This is a genomic window from Streptomyces sp. NPDC092952, assembly GCF_044754785.1.
In the GTDB taxonomy this organism is placed as follows: Bacteria; Actinomycetota; Actinomycetes; order Streptomycetales; family Streptomycetaceae; genus Streptomyces.
This window is the reverse complement of record NZ_JBIVPT010000005.1, coordinates 285,152-312,003: the sequence shown is the minus strand read 5'-3', so window position 1 is coordinate 312,003 and position 26,852 is coordinate 285,152. Positions and strand designations below refer to the sequence as shown.

General features: G+C 71.3%; 23 protein-coding genes. 3 read left to right on the top strand and 20 right to left on the bottom strand.

Going from position 1 to position 26,852, the window contains the following annotated elements:
* Positions 1-256: 256 nt before the first annotated feature.
* Positions 257-1,231, top strand: coding sequence for a zinc metalloprotease (locus ACIQGQ_RS15405; RefSeq protein ID WP_402395475.1), 975 nt, complete (start codon positions 257-259; stop codon positions 1,229-1,231).
* Positions 1,232-1,286: 55 nt separating this feature from the next.
* Here the strand turns inward: ACIQGQ_RS15405 and ACIQGQ_RS15400 are convergent, their stop codons facing one another.
* The 6 genes from ACIQGQ_RS15400 to ACIQGQ_RS15375 form a co-directional block, all read right to left on the bottom strand.
* Entirely contained in the window at positions 1,287-1,865 is a 579-nt protein-coding gene (locus ACIQGQ_RS15400) for a dienelactone hydrolase family protein (RefSeq protein ID WP_402395473.1), read from the bottom strand.
* 17 nt (positions 1,866-1,882) lie between these two features.
* Positions 1,883-3,469: a Na+/H+ antiporter gene (locus tag ACIQGQ_RS15395; protein ID WP_402395470.1), complete on the bottom strand. Its 1,587-nt coding sequence runs from the start codon at positions 3,467-3,469 to the stop codon at positions 1,883-1,885.
* A 180-nt stretch (positions 3,470-3,649) separates the two neighbouring features.
* A complete protein-coding gene (locus tag ACIQGQ_RS15390) occupies positions 3,650-4,132 on the bottom strand; it encodes a GNAT family N-acetyltransferase (RefSeq protein WP_402395467.1) in 483 nt (160 codons plus the stop codon).
* Complete coding sequence (locus tag ACIQGQ_RS15385; RefSeq protein WP_402395464.1) at positions 4,129-5,070, bottom strand: RluA family pseudouridine synthase; 942 nt, start codon at positions 5,068-5,070, stop codon at positions 4,129-4,131. The genes ACIQGQ_RS15390 and ACIQGQ_RS15385 overlap by 4 nt, the downstream gene beginning before the upstream one ends.
* Positions 5,071-5,093: 23 nt before the next feature.
* Complete coding sequence (gene lspA, locus ACIQGQ_RS15380; RefSeq protein ID WP_402395462.1) at positions 5,094-5,696, bottom strand: signal peptidase II; 603 nt, start codon at positions 5,694-5,696, stop codon at positions 5,094-5,096.
* Between the two features lie 58 nt (positions 5,697-5,754).
* Positions 5,755-6,465 carry a TraR/DksA family transcriptional regulator gene (locus ACIQGQ_RS15375; RefSeq protein WP_402395460.1) on the bottom strand — a complete coding sequence of 237 codons (711 nt, stop codon included), beginning with the start codon at positions 6,463-6,465 and terminating at the stop codon, positions 5,755-5,757.
* Between the two features lie 528 nt (positions 6,466-6,993).
* Between ACIQGQ_RS15375 and ileS the strand changes: the two genes are divergently transcribed.
* Positions 6,994-10,176, top strand: a complete 3,183-nt coding sequence (ileS, locus tag ACIQGQ_RS15370) for an isoleucine--tRNA ligase (RefSeq protein WP_402395458.1) — start codon at positions 6,994-6,996, stop codon at positions 10,174-10,176.
* 144 nt (positions 10,177-10,320) lie between these two features.
* Here the strand turns inward: ileS and ACIQGQ_RS15365 are convergent, their stop codons facing one another.
* Positions 10,321-10,848 (bottom strand): MarR family winged helix-turn-helix transcriptional regulator, encoded by a 528-nt coding sequence (locus ACIQGQ_RS15365; protein WP_402395455.1) that lies wholly within the window; start codon positions 10,846-10,848, stop codon positions 10,321-10,323.
* Between the two features lie 117 nt (positions 10,849-10,965).
* Here ACIQGQ_RS15365 and ACIQGQ_RS15360 point away from each other — a divergent pair, with 117 nt between their 5' ends.
* Positions 10,966-12,507, top strand: a complete 1,542-nt coding sequence (locus ACIQGQ_RS15360; RefSeq protein WP_402395452.1) for an MFS transporter — start codon at positions 10,966-10,968, stop codon at positions 12,505-12,507.
* Positions 12,508-12,599: 92 nt separating this feature from the next.
* Here ACIQGQ_RS15360 and ACIQGQ_RS15355 read toward each other — a convergent pair whose 3' ends face one another.
* From ACIQGQ_RS15355 to ACIQGQ_RS15295, 13 genes are all read right to left on the bottom strand, one after another.
* Entirely contained in the window at positions 12,600-13,733 is a 1,134-nt protein-coding gene (locus tag ACIQGQ_RS15355; RefSeq protein ID WP_402395449.1) for a DivIVA domain-containing protein, read from the bottom strand.
* Positions 13,734-13,782: 49 nt separating this feature from the next.
* Positions 13,783-14,067 carry a YggT family protein gene (locus ACIQGQ_RS15350; RefSeq protein WP_366294318.1) on the bottom strand — a complete coding sequence of 95 codons (285 nt, stop codon included), beginning with the start codon at positions 14,065-14,067 and terminating at the stop codon, positions 13,783-13,785.
* A 71-nt stretch (positions 14,068-14,138) separates the two neighbouring features.
* Positions 14,139-14,744, bottom strand: a complete 606-nt coding sequence (locus tag ACIQGQ_RS15345) for a cell division protein SepF (RefSeq protein ID WP_352274906.1) — start codon at positions 14,742-14,744, stop codon at positions 14,139-14,141.
* Positions 14,745-14,870: 126 nt separating this feature from the next.
* The gene (locus ACIQGQ_RS15340) at positions 14,871-15,590 is read right to left on the bottom strand and encodes a YggS family pyridoxal phosphate-dependent enzyme (protein WP_402395445.1); all 720 of its coding nucleotides are present in this window, start codon (positions 15,588-15,590) and stop codon (positions 14,871-14,873) included.
* A gap of 3 nt (positions 15,591-15,593) precedes the next feature.
* Complete coding sequence (gene pgeF / locus ACIQGQ_RS15335; RefSeq protein WP_402395442.1) at positions 15,594-16,337, bottom strand: peptidoglycan editing factor PgeF; 744 nt, start codon at positions 16,335-16,337, stop codon at positions 15,594-15,596.
* A complete protein-coding gene (ftsZ, locus tag ACIQGQ_RS15330; protein ID WP_402395439.1) occupies positions 16,334-17,551 on the bottom strand; it encodes a cell division protein FtsZ in 1,218 nt (405 codons plus the stop codon). Before ftsZ ends, pgeF begins: the two co-directional genes overlap by 4 nt.
* A gap of 277 nt (positions 17,552-17,828) precedes the next feature.
* Positions 17,829-18,620 carry a cell division protein FtsQ/DivIB gene (locus ACIQGQ_RS15325; protein ID WP_402395437.1) on the bottom strand — a complete coding sequence of 264 codons (792 nt, stop codon included), beginning with the start codon at positions 18,618-18,620 and terminating at the stop codon, positions 17,829-17,831.
* A 59-nt stretch (positions 18,621-18,679) separates the two neighbouring features.
* Entirely contained in the window at positions 18,680-19,765 is a 1,086-nt protein-coding gene (gene murG / locus ACIQGQ_RS15320; RefSeq protein WP_402395434.1) for an undecaprenyldiphospho-muramoylpentapeptide beta-N-acetylglucosaminyltransferase, read from the bottom strand.
* Positions 19,766-19,771: 6 nt separating this feature from the next.
* Positions 19,772-21,235, bottom strand: coding sequence for a putative lipid II flippase FtsW (gene ftsW / locus ACIQGQ_RS15315; RefSeq protein WP_402395432.1), 1,464 nt, complete (start codon positions 21,233-21,235; stop codon positions 19,772-19,774).
* Positions 21,236-21,318: 83 nt separating this feature from the next.
* Positions 21,319-22,737 carry a UDP-N-acetylmuramoyl-L-alanine--D-glutamate ligase gene (gene murD, locus ACIQGQ_RS15310; protein ID WP_402396024.1) on the bottom strand — a complete coding sequence of 473 codons (1,419 nt, stop codon included), beginning with the start codon at positions 22,735-22,737 and terminating at the stop codon, positions 21,319-21,321.
* Positions 22,734-23,804 (bottom strand): phospho-N-acetylmuramoyl-pentapeptide-transferase, encoded by a 1,071-nt coding sequence (gene mraY / locus ACIQGQ_RS15305; RefSeq protein ID WP_352274899.1) that lies wholly within the window; start codon positions 23,802-23,804, stop codon positions 22,734-22,736. Before mraY ends, murD begins: the two co-directional genes overlap by 4 nt.
* Positions 23,801-25,207, bottom strand: coding sequence for a UDP-N-acetylmuramoyl-tripeptide--D-alanyl-D-alanine ligase (murF, locus tag ACIQGQ_RS15300; protein WP_402395428.1), 1,407 nt, complete (start codon positions 25,205-25,207; stop codon positions 23,801-23,803). The genes mraY and murF overlap by 4 nt, the downstream gene beginning before the upstream one ends.
* A gap of 4 nt (positions 25,208-25,211) precedes the next feature.
* A complete protein-coding gene (locus ACIQGQ_RS15295; RefSeq protein WP_402395425.1) occupies positions 25,212-26,792 on the bottom strand; it encodes a UDP-N-acetylmuramoyl-L-alanyl-D-glutamate--2,6-diaminopimelate ligase in 1,581 nt (526 codons plus the stop codon).
* Between the last annotated feature and the right edge of the window lie 60 nt (positions 26,793-26,852).

Sequence of the window (26,852 nt, the reverse complement as noted above, 5' to 3'; positions counted from 1 at the left end):
GGCGTGTTCCGGACCCCAAAGGGGACACACTGCCCGCCGGGGTGACTCCCGCGCACACACCGCCGTCTCAAACTCCGGAACCACCGGAAAGATTCGCCCCGGTTCCACCCCTTTGACACGTGCCGGATCGGGCTTGATCATTTCTCTTCCAGGAATGACATGGACACGTAACCTCCTGGTGGCGGGCGAGGGCCCGCCTCTCCCCCCGCACCCACGAGGAGTCCCCGTGCGCGCTCTCGGCCGTATATCGCCGCTCATGCGAAACCGGATGATCGGCACCGCCGCCCTGGCCGGAACCCTGGCCCTGGCACCGCTCACCGCCCCGTCCGGCGCCTCCGCCTCCGCGGCCCCGACGGCCGCCCGCACCTCCGCCGCCCAGAAGTGCGCGGACACCGCGAGCACGGGCACGAGAGCCACGGCGCGCGAGGCCCGCCCCTCGGGCAAGGCGCACGCCGCCGACCCCAACGAGGTCACCCCGGCCCGCGCCAAGGCCATGGAGACGCAGCTGAAGCAGAGACTCGCGGAGCGCCGGACGAGCGGCCCCACGCTCGCCGCGGGCGCGACCATCCCGGTCTACTTCCACGTCATCCACTCCGGGACGACCGGAAAGCTCAGCGCGTCCGCGATCAACAACCAGATGAACGTGCTGAACGCCGCCTACGCCGGACAGGGCTCGGGCAACACCGGCACCGGTTTCCAGTTCACGCTGGCCGGCACGGACTACACGGACAACAGCACCTGGTACAACGTCTCCCCGGACACCTCCACCGAGAAGTCCATGAAGTCCGCGCTGCGCAAGGGCGGGGCGAACGCGCTCAACATCTACACCGCCAACCTCGGCGGCGGACTGCTGGGCTGGGCCACCTTCCCCAGCTCCTACAAGTCCAGCCCCTCGAACGACGGGGTGGTGATCCTCGACGCCTCGCTGCCCGGCGGCTCCGCCACCAACTACAACGAGGGCGACACCGCCACCCACGAGGTCGGCCACTGGATGGGGCTCTACCACACCTTCCAGGGCGGTTGCAACGGCAACGGCGACTACGTGGCCGACACCCCGGCCGAGGCGAGCCCCGCGTACGAGTGCCCCACCGGCCGCGACTCCTGCACCACCAAGACCGGGCTCGACCCGATCCACAACTTCATGGACTACACCTACGACTCGTGCATGACCCAGTTCACCCCGGGCCAGGTCCAGCGGATGAGCGACAGCTGGACCGCCTACCGCGGCTGATCCCCGCGACGTACGGCACGAAGGGCCCCGCGACACCGCGGGGCCCTTCCGCCGTCTACAGCGTGGCGAGGAAGCCGAGCCCGACCTTCCAGGCCAGCTCGGCCGACGCCTGGTCGAAGTCCGGGAGTTCGGGATCGGTGAAGAGGTGGCCGGCGCCCGGGTAGCGGTAGATCTCGACGTCGGCGCCGGTCCGCTGCATCCCGAGGTACCAGGAGTTCAGCCAGTCGTGCGTCTCGAACGGGTCCGGGTCCGCGACGTGCAGCTGTACGGGCAGCTCGTCCACCGAGGCGTTCTCGGCGATGTCCGAGGTGCCGTGGAACATCAGCAGACCGCGCGCCTTCTCGTCGCCGAGCGCCAGGGTCTGCGCGGTCGAGGCGCCGAAGGAGAAGCCCGCGTAGACCAGGCCCCGGTCGGAGTAGGGCGCGGCGGCCAGCACGGCCCGCCTCAGCAGCTCGTCCTTGCCCACCTCTTCCTTGAAGGCCAGCCCCTCCTCGGCGGTGTCGAAGGTGCGCCCCTCGAACAGGTCGGGCACCTGCACCTCGTGTCCGGCGGCGCGCAGCCGGTCGGCCGCCGCGTGCACCGCGGGGCGCAGCCCGTACGTCGAGTGGAAAAGGATGATGTTCATGGGGTCCATGGTGCCAGCCGCCCGGATCAGCGCAGGCTGCGGACGTCCAGCTGCCGCAGCACCCGGTCGACGACCTCCGGGTCCGATCCCGCCTCGTTGCGGGCCGAGAGCACCGCGTGGCGGGCGGCCGACATCATCTCCCGCTGGACCCGGCTGATCGCCCGGAAGCGTTCGGCGCGCTGGGCGTAGGCCTCGCGCCGCTCGTCGTCGACCATGTCGGGGCTGATCCGAGCCCCCACGTCGTACGCGAGCCGCTGGAGCCGCTCGGTGACCTCGTCCGGGAACTCCTCGACCTCCTGGATCTCCTTCAGGCGCTGCTTGGCGGCCTTGGCGGCGCGGATCGCCAGCTCCTTCTCCAGCGCCTCCTCGGCGTCGGTGTCGGCCTTGACCCGGAGCTTGCGGACCAGCCAGGGCAGACTGAGCCCCTGGACGACGAGGGTGGCCATGATCACGGCGAAGGCGATGAAGACGATCTCGTCGCGGCCCGGGAACGGCTTCCCGTCGTCGGTCGTCAGCGGGATCGCCAGGGCCAGCGCGACCGAGGCCACCCCGCGCATCCCGGACCACCACATGACGACGGTCTCCCGCCAGCTGGTGGGGATCTCCTCGCTGACGTCGCGCCGGGTGTGCAGCCGCTTGGCGAGCCAGGTGGCGGGCAGCAGGTACAGCAGCCGTACGCCGACGACCACCACGACCACCGCGAGCCCCCAGCCCAGCATCTCCAGCTCGCGGCCGTCGGCCGTCCCGAAGACGTTGTGCAGTTCGAGACCGATCAGCCCGAAGGCGATACCGGTGACCAGGGTGTCGACGATCTCCCAGAAGGTACGGCCGGTGAGCCGCCCGAGGACGTCGTCGGCGTCGGCGGTGTGCTCGGCGAGGAAGAGCGCGGTGGTGAGGACGGCGAGCACGCCCGAGCCCATCAGCTCCTCGGCGAGGACGTAGCTCACGAACGGCACCAGCAGCGTGAGGCCGACCTGGAGCGTGGCATCGCCCAGGATCCCCATCAGCTTGATGGTCAGCCAGCCGAGCACCAGCCCCACCACCACGGCCACCACGGCGGAGAGGATCAGCAGCCCGAAGGCTTCCGGCAGCGAGAAGCTCCCGCTCACCGCCGCGGCGATCGCCACGTGGTAGAGCACGATCGCGGTGACGTCGTTGAACAGCCCCTCGCCCTCCAGGATGGAGACGAGCCGGCGCGGCAGCCCGACCGAACCGGCGACGGCCGTCGCGGCGATCGGGTCGGGCGGGGCGACGAGCGCACCGAGCGCCACGGCGGCCGCGATGGGCAGCCCGGGGACTATCGCGTTGGCGACGGCGGCGACGGCCGCGGTGGTGACGAAGACCAGCGCCACGGCCAGTAGAAAGATCGGGCGTTTATTGGCGGCGAACTGCCGCCAGGACGTCCGCTGCACCGAGGCGTAGAGCAGGGGCGGCAGCAGCGCCGGAAGAATGATCTCCGGCGGGATGTCCACGTTCGGCACGAAGCTGAGGAAGGCCAGCCCGACCCCGAAGAGCGTCATCAGCACCGGTGCGGGAAGCCCGAGGCGCTGGCCCAGTGGGACCGTGACCACAGCCCCGAGCAAGAGCAGGAGGAGCAGTGCCATTTGGTCCACGGGGTGCCTTCCGGAGCGCGGCGTGCCGATCCGGGTGATCGGCGGACGGGGACCACAGCCTGTCACGCAAGGTGGGCAATCCAGACAACACCCCCCTCGTTCACACCCCCGCGCCCCTCATTCCTCCGATGTCCGCGCGGTCGGCGGTACGGCCACGGGAGAGGCCGGGCCGCCGCCCGGTCAGTCCCGCAGGCTGCGGCGCATCGCCCGGTGCGGCATGCCCGCGTCCGGGAACTCGGGGCCGTACGCCACATAGCCGAGGCGCTCGTAGAAGCCGAGGGCGTGGGTCTGGGCGTGCAGGTCCACGGCGTCCAGCCCCAGCTCGCGGGCCGCGTCCTCGATGGCCCGCACCAGCGCCGCGCCGACCCCGAGGCCGCGCGCGGCCCCGATCACCGCGAGCCTGCCGAGCGAGCCGACCCCGAGGTCTCCACCGGTCCTCGCCACGGCCGCGGGGCCGTGCAGCAGCCGGCCGGTGCCCAGCGGACCGCCGTCCGCCGCGACGGCCAGCACATGCAGGGCGCCCGCGTCGTACGCGTCGTACTCGATCTCCTCCGGCACCTCCTGCTCGCCGACGAAGACCTCCTTGCGGACCTGGAAGCAGGCCGCCAGGTCCTGCTCCCCGACGGCGGTACGCGTGGTGAACGGCTCCGGACCGGTGGTCACCGGCTCTCCGCCGCGATGGTGTCCAGGGCGTGCTGGAGGTCGGCGGGGTAGTCGCTGCTGAACTCGACCCAGCTCCCGTCGGACGGGTGCTCGAAGCCGAGCCGGACGGCGTGCAGCCACTGCCGGGTCAGGCCGAGGCGCTTGGCCATCGTCGGGTCGGCGCCGTAGGTGAGGTCGCCGACGCAGGGGTGGCGGTGGGCGGCCATGTGCACCCGGATCTGGTGGGTGCGGCCGGTCTCCAGCTTGATGTCGAGGAGGCTGGCGGAGCGGTAGGCCTCGATGAGGTCGTAGTGCGTCACGGAGGGCTTGCCCTCGGCCGTGACGGCCCACTTGTAGTCGTGGTTGGGGTGGCGCCCGATGGGGGCGTCGATGGTGCCGCTCATCGGGTCGGGGTGGCCCTGCACCAGCGCGTTGTACTTCTTCTCCACGACCCGGTCGCGGAACTGCGCCTTCAGCAGGGTGTAGGCCCGCTCGGACTTGGCGACGACCATCAGGCCGGAGGTGCCGACGTCGAGGCGGTGGACGATGCCCTGGCGCTCGGCGGCGCCGGAGGTCGAGATCCGGTACCCGGCGGCGGCCAGGCCCCCGATGACGGTCGTGCCCGTCCAGCCGGGGCTGGGGTGGGCCGCGACGCCGACCGGCTTCACGATCACGACGATGTCGTCGTCGTCGTGGACGATCTCCATGCCCTCGACGGGCTCGGCGACGATCTGCACCGGAGCGGCGGCCTGCGGCATCTCGACCTCCAGCCAGGCACCGCCCCGCACCCGCTCGGACTTCCCGACCACCGCGCCGTCCACCTGCACCTTCCCCGAGGCCGCCAGTTCGGCGGCCTTGGTGCGGGAGAAACCGAACATGCGGGAGATGGCGGCGTCGACGCGCTCGCCCTCCAGGCCGTCGGGTACGGGCAGCGTGCGGACCTCGGGATACGTACTCACCTGTCGAGTATGCCTTGGACCGCTCAGTCCTTGTGCACGGTCCCGTCGGGGTCCAGGCCCTTGAAGGAGAGGATCACGATCAGGACGCCGCCGCAGCAGATCGCGGAGTCGGCGAGGTTGAACACGGCGAAGTGCGCCGGCGCGATGAAGTCCACGACCGCGCCCCGGAAGACGCCCGGCGCCCGGAAGATCCGGTCGGTGAGGTTGCCGAGCGCACCGCCGAGCAGCAGCCCGAGCGCGATGGCCCAGGGCAGGCTGTAGAGCTTGCGGGCGAGCCGGGAGATCACGATGATCACCACCGTCGCGATGCAGGTGAAGATGATCGTGTACGCCTCGCCCATGCTGAACGCGGCCCCGGAGTTGCGGATCGCGGTGAGCTGGAGCCAGTCGCCGATGAGCTTCACCGGCTCGTGGTGCTCCAGCTTGGCGACCACGATCATCTTGCTGATCAGATCGAGGAGGTAGGCGAGCACGGCCACGACGGCCAGCGCCATGATCTTCCGCCGGCCACGGGCCGGAGCGGCCTCACCGGCCCGTGCCTCGGACCGCTCCGTGTCCCCGTCCCCCTCGGTCCCCGCAGCATCGGGGATGTCCGGCGTACCGATGATGCGCTCCGCCTCTGCCACGTGAGCCCCTCGACCTAGGTTCCTGACTGAGGACGAGGGTACGGCACACCGCCGCGGATCAGCCGCGTCGCTCCTGCTTCTGCTTGTCCTCGACACAGAGCGTGGCCCGCGGGAACGCCTGCATCCGCGCCTTGCCGATCGGCTTGCCGCAGATCTCGCAGAGGCCGTACGTCCCGGCGTCGAGCCGGGCCAGGGCCCGCTCGGTCTGGTCCAGCATCTCCTGGGCGTTGGCGGCGAGCGAGATCTCGTGCTCGCGGGTGATGTTCTTGGTGCCGGTGTCCGCCTCGTCGTCGCCCGCCCCGTCGCCGGAGTCGCGCATCAGGCCGGCGAGGGCGGCACCGGCGGCCTCCAGCTCGCTGCGCAGCCGCAGGGCCTCGCTGCTGAGCTCGGCGCGCGCCTCGGCGACCTCCTCCGGGGTCCAGGGGTCCTCGCCGGGCCGGACCGCCAGCTCGCCGGGGACGACCCCGCGGGCCGGGGGGACGGGCGCGGTGTCCGTACCGGCCGTACGGGTCCGGGCCGCGCTCTTCTTGGCTGCCACCGTGTGGTCTCCCGTCTTTCCGGCGGCTGCGGCCGCCTCCTCGGCCGCGGGCGCGGCCTTCTTCGACGCCTTCCCCGGCGTGCTCTTCTTCGCCGCCGCCTTCTTCGCCGCCGCCCCGCGGGCCGTCGGTTCCCCGGCCGCGGACCGCTTCGCCGCGCTCTTCCTCCCGGCCGCCGCGCCCGTGGACCCGGTCGGCGCCGTCTTCTCTGCGGCGGTCTTCTTCGCCACCATGGCCGCGGCCCCTTCACATATTGTGATCTTGCACGCGAATCGTGCTGGGACGATAAATCGGCCCCAGCGCCGCGGCAACGGGGCACGCCGCCGAACCGCCCCTCCCCACGCCCTCGATCCGTCCCGCCCCCATCCGTTGTGCCCAGCTCACCGGCGGGTAATCCGCCCGCCGGACCCCGCACCCCGGCACCGGCCCATTCGGGTCATGCTCCGGCCCCCGGTAAATCCGGTCGGCCCCCGCCCGTACGGGCCCGTACACTGGGGCCAGCGAGAGGCGTGGATGGGACGAGTAGCGTCGTACGCAGCCAGGAGCGACCCGGGGACGGTGGAAGCCCGGGGGCGAGCGCGTCGTGAAGATCACCCGGAGCCGCCGGAAGAACGCCGCACGGCAAGTAGAACCGGCCTCGCGACCCCAATGAGGGGGCAACGGGCGCATGCCCGGGGCCAAGGAGGGTGGTACCGCGGGAGCCGACGAGGCCCTCGTCCCTCCGACGGAAGTGGAAAACGTCCGCCGGAGGAAGTCCGCCCATGACATCGCCGCAGTACCGCCAGGTACCCGCCCAGGTCGACCTGCCCGCGCTGGAGCACACCGTGCTCGATTTCTGGCGCGACAACAAGGTCTTCGCCAAGAGCCTCGAACAGTCCGAGGGCCGCCCCGAGTGGGTCTTCTACGAGGGCCCGCCCACCGCCAACGGCATGCCGGGCGCCCACCACATCGAGGCCCGCGTCTTCAAGGACGTCTTCCCCCGCTTCCGCACCATGCAGGGCTACCACGTGGCCCGCAAGGCCGGCTGGGACTGCCACGGCCTGCCGGTCGAGCTCGCGGTCGAGAAGGAGCTGGGCTTCAACGGCAAGAAGGACATCGAGGCGTACGGCATCGCCGAGTTCAACGCCAGGTGCCGCGAGTCCGTGACCCGGCACACCGACGCGTTCACCGAGCTCACGACCCGGATGGGCTACTGGGTCGACCTCGACGACGCGTACCGCACGATGGACCCCGAGTACGTCGAGTCGGTGTGGTGGTCGCTGAAGGAGATCTTCGACAAGGGCCTGCTGGTCCAGGACCACCGGGTCGCCCCCTGGTGCCCCCGCTGCGGCACCGGCCTCTCCGACCACGAGCTGGCCCAGGGCTACGAGACGGTCGTCGACCCCTCGGTCTTCGTCCGCTTCCCGCTCACCTCCGGCCCGCTGGCCGGCACCGCCTCGCTGCTGGTCTGGACGACCACCCCCTGGACGCTGGTCTCCAACACCGCCGTGGCCGCCCACCCCGAGGTCACCTACGTCGTCGCGACCAACGGCGAGGAGAAGCTGGTCGTCGCCCAGCCGCTCGTCGAGAAGGCCCTGGGCGAGGGCTGGGAGACCACCGGCGAGACCTTCACCGGCCGCGAGATGGAGCGCTGGACCTACGAGCGCCCCTTCGAGCTGGTCGACTTCCCGAGCACCGGCGAGGGAACCGATGGAAACAGCCCGGCCGGGGCGCACTACGTCGTCAACGCCGAGTACGTGACCACCGAGGACGGTACGGGTCTGGTCCACCAGTCCCCCGCCTTCGGCGCCGACGACCTCCTGGTCTGCAAGGCGTACGGACTCCCGGTGGTGAACCCGGTCCGCCCCGACGGCACCTTCGAGGAGGCTCTGCCGCTGATCGGCGGGGTCTTCTTCAAGAAGGCCGACGAGATCCTCACCGAGGACCTGGACGCCCGCGGCAGGCTCTTCCGGCACGTCCCGTACGAGCACAGCTACCCGCACTGCTGGCGCTGCCACACGGCACTGCTCTACTACGCGCAGCCGTCCTGGTACATCCGCACGACCGCGGTCAAGGACCGGCTGCTCCAGGAGAACGAGAAGACCAACTGGTTCCCGGACTCGGTCAAGCACGGCCGCTTCGGCGACTGGCTGACCAACAACGTCGACTGGGCCCTGTCCCGCAACCGCTACTGGGGCACCCCGCTGCCGATCTGGCGCTGCGAGGACGGCCACCTGACGTGCGTGGGCTCCCGCGCCGAGCTGGGCGAGCTGGCCGGCACCGACCTCTCGGGGCTGGACCCGCACCGCCCGTTCATCGACGAGGTCACGTTCACCTGCTCCCACGAGAACTGCCAGCTGGAGGCGTACCGCGTCCCGGAGGTCATCGACGCCTGGTACGACTCGGGCTCGATGCCGTTCGCGCAGTGGGGCTACCCGTACAAGAACAAGGAACTGTTCGAGTCGCGCTACCCGGCGCAGTTCATCTCCGAGGCGATCGACCAGACCCGCGGCTGGTTCTACACGCTGATGGCGGTCGGCACCCTGGTCTTCGACAAGTCCAGCTACGAGAACGTGGTGTGCCTGGGCCACATCCTCGCCGAGGACGGCCGGAAGATGTCCAAGCACCTGGGCAACATCCTCCAGCCCATCCCGCTCATGGACCAACACGGCGCGGACGCGGTGCGCTGGTTCATGGCCGCCGGCGGCTCCCCCTGGGCGGCCCGCCGCGTCGGTCACGGCACCATCCAGGAGGTCGTCCGCAAGACGCTCCTCACCTACTGGAACACGGTCGCCTTCCAGGCCCTGTACGCCCGTACGTCCGGCTGGGCACCGTCCGCGGCCGACCCGGCCCCGGCGGACCGCACGGTCCTGGACCGCTGGCTGCTGAGCGAGCTGAACACCCTGGTCGACCAGGTCACGCAGGCCCTGGAGGGGTACGACACCCAGCGCGCCGGCAAGCTGCTGTCCGCCTTCGTCGACGACCTCTCCAACTGGTACGTGCGCCGCTCGCGCCGCCGCTTCTGGCAGGGCGACAAGGCCGCGCTGCGCACCCTGCACGAGGTCGTCGAGACGGTGACCCGGCTGATGGCCCCGCTCACCCCGTTCATCACCGAGCGGGTCTGGCAGGACCTCGTCGTCCCGGTCACCCCGGACGCCCCCGAGTCGGTGCACCTGGCCGACTGGCCGAAGGCCGACCCGGCGGCGAGCGATCCGGCGCTCTCCGCGCAGATGGCCCTGGTCCGCCGCCTGGTCGAGCTGGGCCGGGCCACCCGCGCCGAGTCCGGCGTCAAGACCCGCCAGCCGCTGTCGCGGGCCCTGGTGGCGGCGAGCGGCTTCGAGGCGCTCTCCCCCGAGCTGCGCGCCCAGATCACCGAGGAGCTGAACGTCTCCTCGCTGGCCTCCCTCTCCGAGGTCGGCGGCTCGCTGGTCGACACGACGGCGAAGGCCAACTTCCGGGCGCTCGGCAAGCGCTTCGGCAAGGGTGTCCAGGCGGTCGCCAAGGCGGTCGCGAACGCGGACGCGGCGGCCCTCTCGCTCGCCCTGCGCGAAGGCACCGCCTCGGTCGAGGTGGACGGGGAGACGGTCACCCTCGCCCCCGACGAGGTCATCATCACCGAGACCCCGCGCGAGGGCTGGTCCGTCGCCTCCGACTCGGGCGCCACCGTCGCCCTGGACCTGGAGATCACGCCGGAGCTGCGGCGCGCGGGCCTGGCCCGTGACGCGATCCGGCTGATCCAGGAGGCCCGCAAGAACAGCGGCCTGGACGTCGCCGACCGCATCGCGGTCCGCTGGTCGTCCCCCTCCGGGGCCACGGCCGAGGCGCTCACCGAGCACGCGACCCTGATCGCGGACGAGGTGCTGGCCCTGGACTACGCGCAGGGCGAGGCGGACGGGACGTACGGCGAGCCGTTCGAGGACGAGGGCCTGGCCCTGACGTTCCGGCTGCGGAAGACGGAGCGGTAACCCGCCCCACCCGCGTCGCGAAGGGCCCGTCCGGATCGCTTCCGGGCGGGCCCTTCGCCGTCCCCCGGGAACCGCCTCAGTACTGGCGGGTGCGTGCGACGGCACCCCGCCGCCCTGCCCGGACCGGCGCCGCGCCCGCCGGGATCACGGCGCCGGCCGGTCGCCGCGGACGCCGGAGGAACGCGGTGGCACCGCGGTCCGCTCGGTGAGATAGGCGTCCAGGGTGGAGTTCAGGTCGGTCATGAACGATTCGAACCGTGCCAGGAGATCCGGCGGGTAGTGCGCCATCGCCGCGTCGAGGCGGTGAGCGAGCGGGCCGAAGAACTCGTCCGCACGTTCCTGGATGTGCGCACCACTGCGCAGGGTGATGACGCGCCGGTCGGAGTGTTCGCGACTGCGGGTGACATGTCCTGCCGCTTCAAGGCGGTTCAGGAGCGCGGTGGTGGCGCCCGTGGACAGCGAGATGCGCTCGCTCAGCCGCGCCGGTGACAGCGGCGTGCCGCGTTCCTCGGCGGCGGCGATCTCCAGCACCGCGGTCGCGTCGGTGGAGTGCAGTCCCAGCCAGGCGGCGAAGCGCCGGCTGAGCTCGGTGTAGTGACCGCCGTGGACTCTCAGTCCTTCCATGAGCCGCTCACGCTGCGCCGCGACGTCGTCGCGCCTTGTTTCCTCCACGGAGGTCCCGCCGCCTCTCTCTCCCGTCGCACGGTCCGCTTCGGCGGCCCGCTTTGACAACCTACCGCCACCACTTTACCTTCACCGTAAAACTATTCCACCATGGAGGTATTTGGCGTGCGAGACCTGTCCCCCACCGTCGAACCCACCGAGCCCTATCGATGGCGGTGGCTGATCCTGGCGGTGATGATCGTCGCGGAGATCATGGATCTCCTGGACGCCTCGATCGTCAACGTCGCCGGACCCGCGCTGGAGAAGTCGCTCCACGCCGGTTCCTCGGGCCTGCAGTGGGTGATCGGCGGCTACTCCCTCACCCTGGGAGCCGGGCTCGTGCTCGGTGGCCGGCTCGGCGACCGCTACGGGCGCCGCCACATGTTCCTGCTCGGCCTGGCCGCCTTCACCGCCGCCTCGCTGCTGTGCGCGATCGCGCCGGACACCGAGTCGCTGATCGCCTTCCGCCTGGTGCAGGGCGCCGCCGGGGCCGTACTCCTGCCACAAGGCCTCGGGCTGCTGCGGGAGAACTTCTCCGGGCCCGAACTCACCAAGGTCTTCGCGGTCTTCGGGCCCGTTCTCGGCCTGGGCGGCATCATCGGTCCGGTCCTCGGCGGCTTCCTCGTCGAGGGTGACTTCTTCGGTCTGGGCTGGCGGTCCGTGTTCCTGGTCAACCTGCCCATCGGCCTCGCCGCGCTGATCGTCGCCGCGAGGTTCGTGCCCCGAAGGCCGGGCGACCGGACCGTACGGGCCGACATGACCGGCGCGGCCCTGATCGTGGCTCCGTGCGCCCTGCTGGTACTTCCCCTGAACCAGGGACAGGAGGACGGCTGGCCGCTGTGGACCTGGCTGTGCATGGCCGCCGCCGCGATCGGGTTCGTCCTGTTCGCCGTGGATCAGCGCCGCGCGACCGCGGCGGGCCGGACGCCGCTGGTCACCCCCGGCCTGCTGCGCAAGCCCGCCTTCACCGTCGGACTCGGCGGCATCGCCCTGTTCTTCAGCGGTCTGGTCGGCACCCAGCTCGTGCTCACCCTGTTCCTGCAGATCGGCCAGGACTTCACCGCCGGAGACGCGGGACTCGGCAACCTTCCGCTCGCGGTCGGCACCGCGATCGGCGGCGCCGTCAGCGGCGCGTTCCTCGCCGACAGAATCGGCCGCAAAGTACTGCAGATCGGCCCGCTGGTCCAGCTCGCCGGAGCGGCACTGCTGTGGTTCGAACTGGACGGTCTCGACTCCGCCTCGTTCTCGATCGGGGACATCGCCCCCGGCATCACGGTGGCGGGTGTCGGAGCGGGCATGGTGATCGCCGCCCTGTTCGGCTTCGTACTCGCCGCGGTCGACGACGACGAGATCGGCTCCGCCTCCGGCGTGCTGTCCGCCGTGCAGGCGGTCGGCGGCTCCATCGGCGTCGCGGTCCTCGGATCGGTGTTCTTCGACCGGGCCGAGTCCGGTGACTTCACGGGAGGCTTCCACCACGCGCTGATCGTCCAGGCCTGTCTGCTGGTGGCGTTCCTCGCGATCACCTTCCTGCTGCCCGGAGAGGGACGCCCCGACGACGAGCAGCACGGCTTCCCCACCGACGCCTCCGCCGGCACCCGGTGCGCCGCCGACGTCCAGGACCGGTCTTCGCTTTCCTCCCGGCGCCTCCGGCCCACCTGCACCGAGTAGCACGCCGCACGCAAAAGGGCCGGGCCCCGGGGATTCCCGGGGGCCCGGCCCTCAGCCTGCCGACGGCTACGCGCTCAGCGCGCGCACCGGGCTCAGTTGTCGTCCTCGTCGATCAGGAAGCCGCGCATCGGCGAAGGGGCCTGCTGCATCGGCTGCGGCGCCTGCGGCCGCACCGGTGCCATCGGCTGGGTCATCGCCGGAGCCATCTGCTGCTGACCACCGTAGGAGGGGGCTCCGCCCATGGACGGGGCGCCGCCCATCGGCTGGCTGCCGTGGCTGCCACCCATGGAGTGGCCCATCGCACCCGCACCGGCCGGAGCCAGCGAGGGCGACGGCGGCAGCGAAGCGGCCGCCGGGGTCCGCGGCGGGGCCAGCGAGTCGTCCGCCTGGGTCTCCAGCTGACGCAGCTGGCTCTCCAGGTAGGACTTCAGACGCGTCCGGTACTCACGCTCGAAGCCGCGCAGGTCCTCGACCTTGCGCTCCAGCGTCGCGCGGGCCGACTCCAGCGATCCCATCGCCACGCGGTGCTTCTCCTGCGCGTCCCGCTCCAGGGCGTCGGCCTTGGCACGGGCGTCCCGCTCCAGGCCCTCGGCGCGGCTGCGGGCCTCGCCGACGATCTTGTTGGCCTCGGAACGGGCCTCCGCGATCGCCTGGTCGGCGGTCTGCTGCGCGAGCGAGAGGACACGGGCGGCGCTGTCGCCACCGGGGCCCTGACCGGGCTGCTGCATCTGCGGCGGCTGCTGCATCTGCTGCATCTGCTGCTGCGGGGCGTGACCGCCCATGGGGCCGCCCATCGGGCCACCCATGGGACCGCCCTGCATCGGGCCGGGGCCGTGCGGGCCCTGCGGACCGGGGCCGTGCGGGCCCTGGGGACCAGGACCGTGACCACTGGGACCGGCGGGCAGCTGCGGAGCACCACCGGGCAGCTGGGGCGGACCCATCTGCGGCGGCTGCTGCTGGACCGGCGGACCCGATATGGCGGCGGGCACAGGTGCACCGGGCCGGTCCTGCGGCTCCGGCTTGCGCATGCCCTGCTGCTGGTTCTGCGCGGCGGCACGCGTGGCGGCGGCCAGCTTCGCGCGCAGGTCCTCGTTCTCACGGAGCAGGCGGGTCAGCTCGGACTCGACCTCGTCGAGGAAGGCATCGACCTCGTCCTCGTCATAGCCTTCTCGGAGGCGGACGGTCGTGAACTGCTTGTTCCGCACGTCCTCGGGAGTCAGCGGCATCTCTTCTTCACCTCTACGTAGTCGTCGGCAGTCGGCAAGACCGTATCGCTCACAGCCTGGTCACAACGTTGATCAGGATGTAGACGATGATCATCAGAACGAAGAAGGACAGGTCGAGTGCCACGCCCCCGAGACGCAACGGCGGGATGAGCCGCCGAAGGAGCTTGAGCGGTGGATCGGTGACAGTGTAAGTGGCCTCGAGTATGACCACCATCGGCTTGCCGGGCTGCCATGAACGCGCGAACTGGAAGACGTAGTCCATGACCAGCCGGAAGATCAGCACGATGAGGAAGCACATCAGCGCGACATAGACAATCTGCACTGCGACGCCCATTTCGTGCTTCCCTCTCCCCTGGCTCTCGTAGCTCCGGCCTCGCGGCCGGGGTTGTTCCCGGTGTCGTGTTCTCAGCTCTGGTTGAAGAATCCGCCCTCAGCAATGCGGGCCTTGTCCTCCGCCGTGACATCGACGTTAGCAGGCGACAACAGGAACACCTTCTGCGTCACACGCTCAATGCTGCCATGGAGTCCGAAGACGAGTCCCGCGGCAAAGTCGACAAGTCGCTTTGCATCCGTGTCGTCCATCTCCGTGAGATTCATGATCACCGGAGTGCCCTCACGGAAGTGTTCCCCGATGGTACGGGCCTCGTTGTAGGTCCTCGGGTGCAGCGTGGTGATGCGGTAGGGCTCCCGCTCGGACACGACCTTGGGCATGATCACCGGTGCGTTCTTCTCCATGTTCGGGCGTTCAGGTGTGATGGATGCCACGGGTGCGATCCGGGCGGGTCGCTCTCGTTCCGCCGGGATCTGGACCGGCTCCCGCTGCGCGGGCGGCTGCACCGCCCGCACCGGCTCCTCGCGCTCCCGCTCCTGATGCGCGGGCTGCCGCCGCCGGTCGCGCTCGGGCTCCGGCTCGGGTTCGAATTCGTCGTCGGGGTCGAACCCCGGACCGTCGTACCCATCGTCCTCCACGAGGCCGAGGTAGACCGCCATCTTGCGCATCGCGCCGGCCATGCTCCGAGTCCTCCGCTCTGTGGTGGATCGGCGTCTGTCACCAAGTGCCCCGCGATCCACTGAGGTCTGCCCGCCGTGAGCGGGGATGACCATATTTTCTGCTGTGGTCCGACCTGCTTGGCGACGTTACCCGAGCCCGGGTCGGACTCCGAGTACCGCCGTACCGACGCGCACATGTGTCGCCCCGGCCGCAACCGCGTCCTCCAGATCCGCGCTCATCCCCGCCGAGACCATGTTCGCAGCCGGATGGTCCCGGCGCAGGCGGGATGAGAATTCCATCAGCCGGTCGAAGGCCGCCCGTTGCCGTCCTGCATACGGTCCCGCCAGCGGTGCGACGGTCATCAGACCGTCGAGCCGCAGCCCGGGCGCGTCGGCCACCGCGGCGGCCAACTCCCCGATCCCGTCCGGGGCGATCCCGCCGCGCTCGCCCCGCGCGCCGCTCTCCGCGTCGAGCGCGACCTGGACGAGACAGCCCAGTTCGCGCTCCTGCCGCACGGCGGCCGACGAGAGCGCCGCGACCAGTCGGAGCCGGTCCACCGACTGCACGACATCGGCATAACCGGCCACGGAACGAACCTTGTTCGTCTGCAATTGACCGACAAAATGCCACGTGAGCGACAGATCCGCACATTCCGCAGCCTTGGGCGAAGCATCCTGATCGCGGTTCTCCGCGACATGACGTACACCCAGTTCGTGCAGAATCCGCACATCGCTCGCGGGATAGGTCTTGGTGACGACGATGAGCGTCACTTCTTCCCGCGCACGGCCGGCGGCGGTACAGGCGGAAGAGATACGTTCCTCCACCCGGGCCAGGTTTTCGGCGAGTTGAGCCTTACGGTCCGTCATGCCCTATCCGTCCAACCAGACATATCCGGCGAGCCGCCCGGTGATGCGGTCGCGGCGGTACGAGAAATGATCGCCCGATTCGAGGGTGCAGACCGGCGAGGCCCGCCGGTCCACGACGCCGAGCGCCTCCAACTGGGCATGGACCCCGGCAGTGACGTCGACGGCCGGGGTGCCCCAGCTGGTCTCGGACCAGGCCGCCGGGACGGTCCGCGCGACATCGGCGCGCATCCCGGCCGGGACCTCGTAGCACCGCCCGCAGACCGCCGGGCCGGTACGGGCGACGATCCGGGAGGCCTCGGCGCCGAGCCCGGTCATGGCCTCGACCACGGCGGGGACGACTCCGGCGACCAGGCCGGGCCGGCCCGCGTGCGCCGCCGCCACGATCCCGGCGACCGGGTCGGCCAGCAGAACGGGGGTGCAGTCGGCGGTGAGCACGGCGAGCGGGAGTCCGCGGCGCGCGGTCACCACCGCGTCCACCGCGGGGATCTCCGCCGCGTCGCCCCACGGCCCGTCGACGACCGCGACGTCCCGCCCGTGCACCTGGTTCATCCAGACGACCCGGGCCGGGTCCAGGCCCCGGGCGCGGGCGGCGCGCTCGCGGTTGGCGAGAACGGCGGCGGCATCGTCGCCGACCGCACCGCCGAGGTTGAGCTCCTCGTACGGAGCGGCGCTCACCCCTCCCCACCGGTCGGTGAAGGAGAAGTGGGCGCCGCCCGCCGAAGACCGTTCGTGGTGCTGGACTATCACTTCAAGAAGTCCGGAACGTCCAGCTCCTCGGCCTGCGAGTCCTGGTAGGGACGGGCCGGCTGCGGGACGTGCGGCGTCACCATCGGCGGCAGGTGGGTCTCGCTCACCACCGGCGCGGGCTCCGCCGGGGCCGACGGCTCCTCACGGGTGGGCACCGAGCCCAGTCCGCCGCTCTGCCGCACGGGCTCGGGGGTACGGGCCGGGGCGGCGGGCTCCTCGCGCTTGACGGAGCTCGTGCCCAGGACGTTCTCCCGGCGGGCCGGCGGCTGTCCGCCGTCGAAGCCCGCGGCGATCACGGTGACCCGGACCTCGTCGCCCAGCGCGTCGTCGATGACCGCGCCGAAGATGATGTTCGCCTCCGGGTGCGCCGCCTCGCTCACCAGCTGGGCGGCCTCGTTGATCTCGAAGAGACCGAGGTCGCTGCCGCCGGAGATGGAGAGCAGCACCCCGCGGGCGCCGTCGATGGACGCCTCCAGGAGCGGCGAGGAGATCGCCATCTCCGCGGCGGCCACCGCGCGGTCGTCGCCGCGCGCCGAACCGATGCCCATGAGCGCCGACCCGGCCTCGGACATGACCGACTTGACGTCGGCGAAGTCGAGGTTGATCAGACCCGGGGTGGTGATCAGGTCGGTGATGCCCTGGACGCCGGAGAGCAGGACCTGGTCCGCCGACTTGAAGGCGTCGAGCACGCTGACCTGACGGTCCGAGATGGACAGCAGCCGGTCGTTGGGGATGACGATGAGGGTGTCGACCTCTTCGCGGAGCTCGGCGATGCCGTCCTCCGCCTGGTTCGCGCGCCGACGGCCCTCGAAGGTGAACGGCCGGGTGACCACACCGATCGTCAGGGCGCCCAGCGAGCGCGCGATGTTGGCGACGACGGGCGCGCCGCCGGTGCCGGTGCCGCCGCCTTCGCCGGCGGTGACGAAGACCATGTCGGCCCCCTTGAGGACCTCCTCGATCTCCTCACGGTGGTCCTCTGCCGCCTTGCGACCGACTGCCGGGTTGGCGCCGGCGCCGAGACCGCGGGTGAGTTCGCGGCCGACGTCGAGCTTGACGTCGGCGTCGCTCATCAACAGGGCTTGCGCATCCGTGTTGATCGCGATGAACTCGACGCCCTTGAGGCCGACCTCGATCATTCGGTTGATGGCATTGACACCACCGCCGCCGACACCGATGACCTTGATGACTGCGAGGTAGTTCTGCGGTGCTGCCACGTCGAAGGCCTCTCGCCTCGAGTTACGTGTCGTCGCTTCGCGGATGTACCGCCGCGACGACGGATGCCGATTGGGGCGGTCCGGAACGCCGACCCGAACCCTAACGTTCAAGTTTAGGGTTACCAGTGTGTCTGTTTCATGGACTCTTCCGAACAGGACACTAAGTCGACAAGTGGCGCGCGTTCAACGAACACGCCGAACCTCCCGTTTTTCTTTTCACCCTATGTGATCACCCGTAGCGATGACCAACCAGGGTCCTGGCCAGGCCGGATGAGCGTCAACTGCCGGACACGGCCGGGGCGGTGGGGGCACTCACGTCGAAGTGTCCCGCTTTGGGTGCCGATTTCATGAGGGCGGTGAGGACCTTGGCCTTCACCGGACCTCCTTCACCACTGCCCCAGAAAACCGTGCGCCCCCGGGTGAGCTCCAGGGAGATCGAGTCGTACGAGACGACCCGTACGACCCGGGTCTCCCCGGCGACACCGCGCGGCAGTTCGCCCGCCACCCGGACCGCCTCCCGCACCAGCCGGTCGCCGCCGAAGCGGCGCAGGCTCGCGGAGCGGTCGGGCTTGAGCTCCAGCAGCGGCACATGTCCGGGCGCTTGGTCCACCGTTGCGAAACGCACGCCTTCCGCGTCCACTTCGATGAACTTCGTGCCCTTTTTGATGAGCAGAACCGGCTGCCGTTCCGTCACCTTAAGTCCGATTCCGTGCGGCCATGACCGAACGACATCCACGGAGTCGATACGAGGCAACCTTTGGCGCAACCGGGCGGCGATGGCGTCGGTGTCCACGGAGATCAGCGGGGCCCCGACCGGAACCGCCGCGGCGGCCTCCACCTCGGCCGTGCCCAGCACGTCGACGCCGGTGGTCCTGACCTTCTCCACCCGCAGCCAGTCCGAGCCGTAGAGCGCCCAGACGGTGCCGGAGACGAGCAGCAGGACCAGTACGCCGACCACGATCAGCGTGCGACGGCCGGGCAGTACACGCCGTCGCGGACGCGGCGGGCGGGCCGGGGATTCCTGCTGCTGCTGTCCTGATCCGCGCTGGGCGGTCGTCGGTCCGGCCACGCTCGCTCCTTATGCCGGGTCCGGGGACATCGCCCCCGGACCCGTCGGCCGTACGCGTCTCAGCGTGCGGCGATCGCCTCGTACACCATGCCGACGAGCAGGTCGTCGGCGTCCCGGCGGCCGAACTCGGCGGCGGCGCGGGACATCTCGTACAGCCGGTGCGGATCCGCGAGCACCGGGAGGACGTTGCCCTGCACCCACTCGGGGGTGAGCGCCGCGTCGTCCACCAGCAGACCGCCGCCGGCGTTGACCACCGGCTGGGCGTTGAGCCGCTGTTCGCCGTTGCCGATCGGCAGCGGGACGTACGCGGCGGGGAGCCCGACGGCGGAGAGTTCGGCGACGGTCATCGCGCCGGCCCGGCAGAGCATCATGTCGGCCGCGGCGTACGCGAGATCCATCCGGTCCACGTACGGTACCGGGATGTAGGGCGGCATCCCGGGCATGTTGTCGACGCGCGGCAATTCGTTCTTCGGGCCGACCACGTGCAGGATCTGGATGCCGGAGCGCTGGAGCAGCGGAGCGACCCGCTGGACCACCTCGTTGAGGCGGCGGGCGCCCTGCGAGCCGCCGGAGACCAGCAGCGTCGGCAGGTTGGGGTCGAGACCGAAGGCGGCGCGCGCCTCGGGGCGGACCCGGGCCCGGTCCAGGGTGGCGATGGTGCGGCGCAGCGGGATGCCGATGTAGCGGGCGCCGCGCAGCTTGCTGTCCGGGGTGGAGACCGCGACGCCGTGCGCGTACCGCGAACCGATCTTGTTGGCCAGGCCGGGGCGGGCGTTGGCCTCGTGGACGACGATGGGCACCCCGGCCCGCTTGGCGGCGAGGTAGCCGGGCAGGGCGACGTAGCCGCCGAAGCCGACGACGCAGTCCGCCCTGGTGCGTTCCAGGACCTGCTCGGCGGCCTTGATGGTGCCGCGCAGCCGGCCCGGGACGGTGATCAGCTCCGGGGTGGGCTTGCGCGGCAGCGGCACGGCCGGGATGAGGGCGAGTTCGTACCCCCGCTCGGGTACGAGCCTGGTCTCCAGTCCGCGCTCCGTGCCGAGGGCAGTGATGCCCACGGTCGGGTCCTGCCTGCGCAGGGCGTCCGCGAGGGCAAGCGCGGGCTCGATGTGGCCGGCGGTCCCCCCACCGGCGAGTACGACATGCACCGAAATTCACCGCTCTCCGGACGGACGCTTCTTGACGCGCCGTCTCATCGTCTTCCAACTCACCCCGGGCTTCCGCACGGCCAGGGCCGCCTTCGCCGCGGGTTCGTCCCGCGCGAACGCGATCAGCAGCCCGACGGCGAACATGGTCGGCAGCAGGGCCGATCCTCCGTAGGAGAACAGCGGGAGCGGGACACCGGCGATCGGCAGCAGGCCGAGCACCGCACCGATGTTGATCACGGCCTGCACCATGATCCAGGTGGTCACACCTCCCGCGGCGTACCTCACGAAGGGGTCCTCCGTGCGTCCGGCCACGCGGATACCCGCATAGCCTAGAGCCGCGAAGAGGGCGAGCACCGACAGCGTCCCCGCCAGCCCCAGTTCCTCCCCGGTGATGGCGAAAATGAAGTCGGTGTGCGGTTCAGGCAGTTGACCCCATTTTTCCACACTTGCACCAAGTCCGGAACCGAACCATCCGCCGGACGCCAGAGCATAGATGCCGTGCACCGCCTGCCAGCAGGAGTCCCCCGGTCCGGGTTCGCTGGCGCCGAGGCAGGCGAGCCGGGACATCCGGTTCGGGCTGGTCTTGATCAGCACGAAGGCCAGGAGGGCGGCGACGCCGAGCACCCCGGCGAAGAGCCGGGTGGGCGCCCCGGCCAGCCAGAGCAGCCCGAACAGGATCGCGGTGAGGATGATCGCGGTGCCCATGTCGCCGCCGAGCATGATCAGTCCGAGGAGCATGAAGGCGCCCGGGACCAGCGGCACGAGCAGGTGCTTCCACTGCGCCAGCAGCCGCTTCTCCTGTTTGCGGGCGAGCAGGTCGGCTCCCCACAGGATCAGGGCGAGCTTGCCGAACTCGCTGGGCTGGAGCTGGAAGGGGCCGCCCAGGGAGAGCCAGTTCTGGTTGCCGTTGACCGACACCCCGATGCCGGGCACCTGGACCAGCGCCATCAGGAAGACGGTGCCCATGAGCAGCGGGTAGGCGCACGCCCGGTGCAGTTTGGTCGGCATCCGGGTCGCGAGCGCCATCAGCCCGGCCCCGATGACGGCGGCGAGGAACTGTTTACGGAAGAAGAAGCTGCCCGGCTTGTCCAGCTCCAGCGCCTTGATCATCGACGCGGAGTAGACCATCACCAGGCCGAGCACGGTGATCAGCAGCCCGGCGCCCAGGATCAGGTAGTACGCGGTCAGCGGCCGGTCCCAGGCCCGGCACAGCCGCTCGTACGCCCCCCGGAGACCGCCCCCGGGCGTGCGCGGGGCGCGTGGGCCTCCGGTGGAGCGCCCCTTGGTGCGTGACGCCGAGGGACGCCGGGGGCCGGTCGCCGAGCGGACCCTCAGGGCGGCCCCGGGCGAGGCCCAGGCAGCCGCTCCGGCCCCCGCGAGCAGGGGCCGGGCGGCGGAGGCCCGACGGGTCGCCGACGGTCCCCGTGGGCAGCCCTCACGGGGTCCTGCGGAGCTTTCTTCGGCCGGCATGGTCGCTGTCCCCTCCACTGCTCGTGCCCGAGACGGCCGCCGGGGCCGGCGGCCGCACCGGTACGGCGCGGGGTCCGGGCCCGTCAGTCGGTCTCGGCGGCGAGCGCGCGGACCGCGTCCGCGAACGCCTCGCCCCGCTTGTTGTAGTTGGCGAACATGTCCATCGAGGCGCAGGCCGGGGCCATCAGTACGGTGTCTCCCGGCCGGGCGAGCCGTGCCGCCTCGCGGACCGCCTCGGACATCGCCCCAGTGTCGGTCCGGTCGAGGTCGACCACCGGGACCTCGGGGGCGTGTCGCGCGAGGGCTTCGCGGATCAGCTCCCGGTCCCGGCCCATCAGGACGGCGCCCCGCAGCCGCCCGGCGGCCGCGCGCACCAGCTCGTCGAAGGTCGCGCCCTTGGCGAGGCCGCCGGCGATCCAGACGATCGGGTCGTAGGCGGCCAGGGACGCCTCGGCGGCGTGGGTGTTGGTGGCCTTGGAGTCGTCCACGTACGCCACCCCGGCGACGTCCGCGACGTGCTCGATGCGGTGCGGGTCGGGGCGGAAGGCGCGCAGCCCCTCGCGGACCGCCCGGGGCTCGACGCCGAAGGCGCGGGCCAGGGCGGCCGCCGCGAGGGCGTTGGCGATGTTGTGCGGGGCGGGCGGATCGACGTCCTCGACCTCGGCGAGCTCCTGGGCCTGCTTCTGCCGGTTCGCCACGAAGGCGCGGTCGACGAGGATGCCGTCGACGACACCGAGCTGGGAGGGGCCGGGGGTGCCCAGGGTGAAGCCGATGGCCCGGCAGCCCTCCTCGACGTCGGCCTCGCGGACCAGGTCCTCGGTCGCCGGGTCGGCCGCGTTGTAGACGCAGGCGACGCGGTTGCCCTCGTAGACCCGGCCCTTGTCGGCGGCGTACGCCGCCATGGAGCCGTGCCAGTCGAGGTGGTCGGGGGCCAGGTTGAGGACGGCGGCGGAGTGGGCGCGCAGCGAGGGCGCCCAGTGCAGCTGGTAGCTGGAGAGCTCGACGGCGAGCACGTCGTACTCCTGGTCGCCGGTGACGGCGTCCAGGAGGGAGACGCCGATGTTGCCGACGGCCGCGGTGCGCAGTCCGGCCGCCTCCAGGATCGAGGCGAGCATCCGTACCGTCGTGGTCTTGCCGTTGGTGCCGGTGACCGCGAGCCACGGGGCCGCCCCGGGGCCCCGCAGCCGCCAGGCGAGCTCGACGTCGCCCCAGACCGGGACGCCCGCCCCGGCGGCCGCGGCGAAGAGCGGCTTGTCGGGCCGCCAGCCCGGGGCGGTGACGACGAGCTCGGTGGACTCGGGCAGGGTCGCCCCGTCGCCGAGGCGCACGGCGATGCCGAGCGCCTCCAGCTCCGCGGCCTGCGTACGGGAGCGTTCGTCGTCCCCGTCGTTGACCACCGTGACGACGGCCCCGAGGCCGTGCAGCACCTTGGCCGCCGGGATGCCGGAGACGCCGAGTCCCGCGACGGTGACGCGCTTGCCCTGCCAGTCCTGGTCGGTCACTTGTCGGCTGCCCATCCCGCGTAGAAGAGTCCGAGTCCGACGATCACGCACATGCCCTGGATGATCCAGAAGCGGACCACGACAAGGACTTCGGACCACCCCTTGAGTTCGAAGTGGTGCTGCAGCGGTGCCATCCGGAAGACCCGCTTGCCGGTCATCTTGAACGAACCGACCTGGATGACCACGGACATGGTGATCATCACGAAGAGGCCGCCGAGGATGGCGAGCAGGAACTCGGTGCGGGAGCAGATCGCCAGACCGGCGAGCGCGCCGCCGAGGGCCAGCGAGCCGGTGTCGCCCATGAAGATCTTGGCGGGCGAGGTGTTCCACCACAGGAAGCCGAAGCAGGCGCCCATCAGGGCCGAGGCGACGACCGCGAGGTCGAGCGGATCTCGTACCTGGAAGCAGGCGTTGGGATTGGTCAGGGCCTCCGCGTTGACGCAGGACTCCTGGAACTGCCACAGCCCGATGAAGGTGTACGCGCCGAAGACCATCACCGACGCGCCGGTGGCCAGGCCGTCCAGACCGTCCGTCAGGTTCACGCCGTTGGACATGGCGAGGATCATGAAGAGCGCCCAGACGACGAAGAGCACCGGGCCGAGCGCCCAGCCGAAGTCCGCGACGAACGAGAGCTTGGTGGACGCCGGGGTGTTGCCCTGGGCGTCGGCGAACTGGAGCGAGAGCACCGCGAAGGCGATGCCGACGATCAGCTGGCCCGCCATCTTCGCCTTGGCCCGCAGGCCGAGCGAGCGCTGCTTGACGATCTTGATGTAGTCGTCGAGGAAGCCGACGAGCCCCATCCCGGCCATCAGGAAGAGCACCAGCACACCGGAGAAGCGCATCTCCTCGCCGGTGATCAGCTTCGCCGCGATGTACGCGACGATCGTGGCCAGGATGAAGGCGATGCCACCCATGGTGGGCGTGCCCTTCTTGGACCCGTGGGTCCGCGGGCCGTCGTCCCGGATGAACTGCCCGTATCCCTTGCGGGCCAGCAGCTTGATCAGCAGCGGAGTTCCGACCAGGGTCAGAAAGAGCCCGATGGCCCCCGCGAAGAGGATCTGCCTCATCGGCCGGCGACCTCGCCCTCGGACGCGTTCTCCAGCAGTGCCATGGCGACCTGCTCCAGGCCGACCGACCGGGACGCCTTCACCAGCACGACGTCTCCCGGGCGCAGTTCACTGCGCAACAGGTCGACCGCGGCCTGTGCGTCGGACACGTGCACCGACTCCTCACCCCACGAACCCTCGTTGTATGCGCCCAGTTGCAGCCAGGAGGCCTCTCGGCCCCCCACCGCGACGAGCTTGCTGACGTTGAGTCGGACGGCGAGCCGCCCGACCGCGTCGTGCTCGGCGAGCGAGGCGTCGCCGAGCTCGGCCATCTGGCCGAGCACCGCCCACGTACGGCGCCCCTTCCCCATGGCGACCAGCGCGCGCAGCGCGGCCTTCATGGATTCGGGGTTCGCGTTGTAGGCGTCATTGACGAACGTCACGCCGTCCGGTCGCTCGGTGACCTCCATGCGCCAGCGGGAGAGGGTGCCCGCCTCGGAGAGCCCTTCGGCGATCTCGTCTGCGGACAGGCCCGACTCATGGGCGACGGCGGCCGCGGCGAGCGCGTTCGACACGTGGTGCTCACCGTACAGGCGCATGGTCACATCGCTGCACCCGGTGGGTGTGTGGAGCGTGAAGGCGGGGCGTCCGTCGTCGGTGAGACGTACGTTCTCGCCCCGTACGTCCGCTTCTTCGGACTCGCCGAAGTACAGCACCCGGGCCTTCGTGCGGGAGGACATGGCGCGGACCAGCGGGTCGTCGGCGTTGAGCACGGCGACGCCGTCCTCGGGCAGCGACTCCACCATCTCGCCCTTGGCCTGGGCGATCTGCTCGCGGCCGCCGAACTCGCCGATGTGGGCGGTGCCGACGTTGAGGACGAGGCCGATGCGGGGCGGGACGAGGCCGGTGAGGTAGCGGATGTCGCCGATGTAGCGGGCGCCCATCTCCAGGACGAGGTGGCGGGTCTCCCCGGTGGCGCGCAGCGCGGTGAGGGGCAGCCCGATCTCGTTGTTGAGGTTGCCCGCCGGGTAGACGGTCGGCCCCTCGCGTTCGAGGAGCTGGGCGATGAGGTCCTTGGTGGACGTCTTGCCCGCGGAGCCGGTGAGTGCGACGACGTTGGTGCCCAGGCGGCGCACGACGGCGCGGGCGAGCGCCCCGAGCGCGGCCACGACGTCGTCGACGACGATCGCGGGAACGCCGACGGGGCGGGCGGCCAGAACGGCTGCCGCGCCCGCCTCGACGGCGCGCTGCGCGTAGTCGTGGCCGTCGACCCGTTCGCCCGCGAAGGCGGCGAACAGGCTTCCCGGCTCCACCTTCCGGGAGTCGATGACGACCGGCCCGCTGACGGTTGCTGCCGGATCGGGTATGTCGTGCGACTGCCCGCCGACGATTTCGGCGATCTCGGCGAGGGAAAGGGTGATCACTTGGTCATCCCTGACTGTTGTTCTCGTGGGTGTGGGCGCGGTGGCCGGCGCTCTCGGTGCGCCCGTGCCCCGGGGAACGTTCGATGGCCGCGCGCAGGACCACGCGGTCGTCGAAGGGGCGTACCACGCCATGGATGTCCTGGCCCTGCTCGTGGCCCTTGCCGGCGACGAGCACCGTGTCACCGGGCTCGGCGCGGGCGACGGCGGCGGCGATGGCGGCGGCCCGGTCGGCTTCGACCAGGACGTCGCCCCGCTCGTCGGCGGGCACCTCGGCGGCGCCCGCGAGCATGGCCGCGAGGATCTTGAGGGGGTCCTCGGAACGGGGGTTGTCGGAGGTCAGTACGGCGGTGTCGGCGAGGCGGGCCGCGGCGGCGCCCATCGGGCCGCGCTTGGTCGTGTCGCGGTCGCCGCCGCAGCCGAGGACGATGTGCAGCCGGCCCTTGGTGACCTTCCGCAGGGAGCGCAGCACGGACTCGACGGCGTCGGTCTTGTGCGCGTAGTCGACGACCGCCAGGTACGGCTGTCCGGCGTCGACCCGCTCCAGCCGGCCGGGCACGCCGGGCACGGCGGCGACGCCGTCGGCGGCGGTCCGCGGGTCGACCCCCGCGACGGCGAGCGTGGCGATCGCGGCGAGGGTGTTGGCGACGTTGAACGGGCCGGGCAGCGGCGCCCTGGCGGCGATCCGCTCGCCCCCGGGACCGACCGCGGTGAACGTGGAGTCGCCGGGCCCGCTCTCGACGTCCTCGGCGCGCCAGTCGGCCTCCGGACGGCCCTCGGCGGAGAAGGTGACGACCGGGACGGTCGCCTCGGTGGCGAGCCGACGGCCGTACGCGTCGTCGATGTTGACGACGCCCCGGCGGCTGCGCCGGGGGGTGAAGAGCTGCGCCTTGGCCTGGAAGTAGTCCTCCATCCCGGAGTGGAACTCCATGTGCTCCGGGCTGAGGTTGTTGAAGACCGCGACGTCGAAGACGCAGCCGTCGACCCGGCCGAGGACCAGGGCGTGGCTGGAGACCTCCATGGTCACCGCGGAGACGCCGCGCTCGCGCATGACGGCGAACAGGGCCTGCAGGTCGGTGGCTTCGGGGGTGGTGCGCTCGGACTTGATGCGCTCCTCGCCGATCCGCATCTCCACCGTGCCGATCAGGCCGGTGGCGCGCCCGGCGCCGCGGAACCCGCCCTCGACGAGGTAGGCGGTGGTGGTCTTGCCGGAGGTCCCGGTGATGCCGACCTGGAGGAGGCCGTCACCGGGGCGTCCGTAGATCTCGGCGGCGAGTTCGCCCATCCGGCCGCGCGGGTCCTCGGTGACCAGCACCGGGAGTCCGGTGGCGGCGGCCCGGTCGGCGCCGGCGGGGTCGGTGAGGACCGCCGCCGCGCCGAGCCCGGCCGCCTGGGCCGCGAAGTCGGCGCCGTGGAGGCGGGCGCCGGGCAGGGCCGCGTAGAGGTCTCCGGGGCGTACCGCCCGCGAGTCGTGGGTGATGCCGGTGACTTCGCCGTCTCCCGGCGGCTCGGCTCCCAGCCGGGCCGCCAGTTCACCGAGCGCGATCGGCCCGGTCCGGTCCGGGCGGGGTGCTCCCGGGTAATTCACAGGGGCGGCCTTCTGAGTGGTTTGGAACTGATCAGCGTGGGGCACGGCGGTGAGCGTACC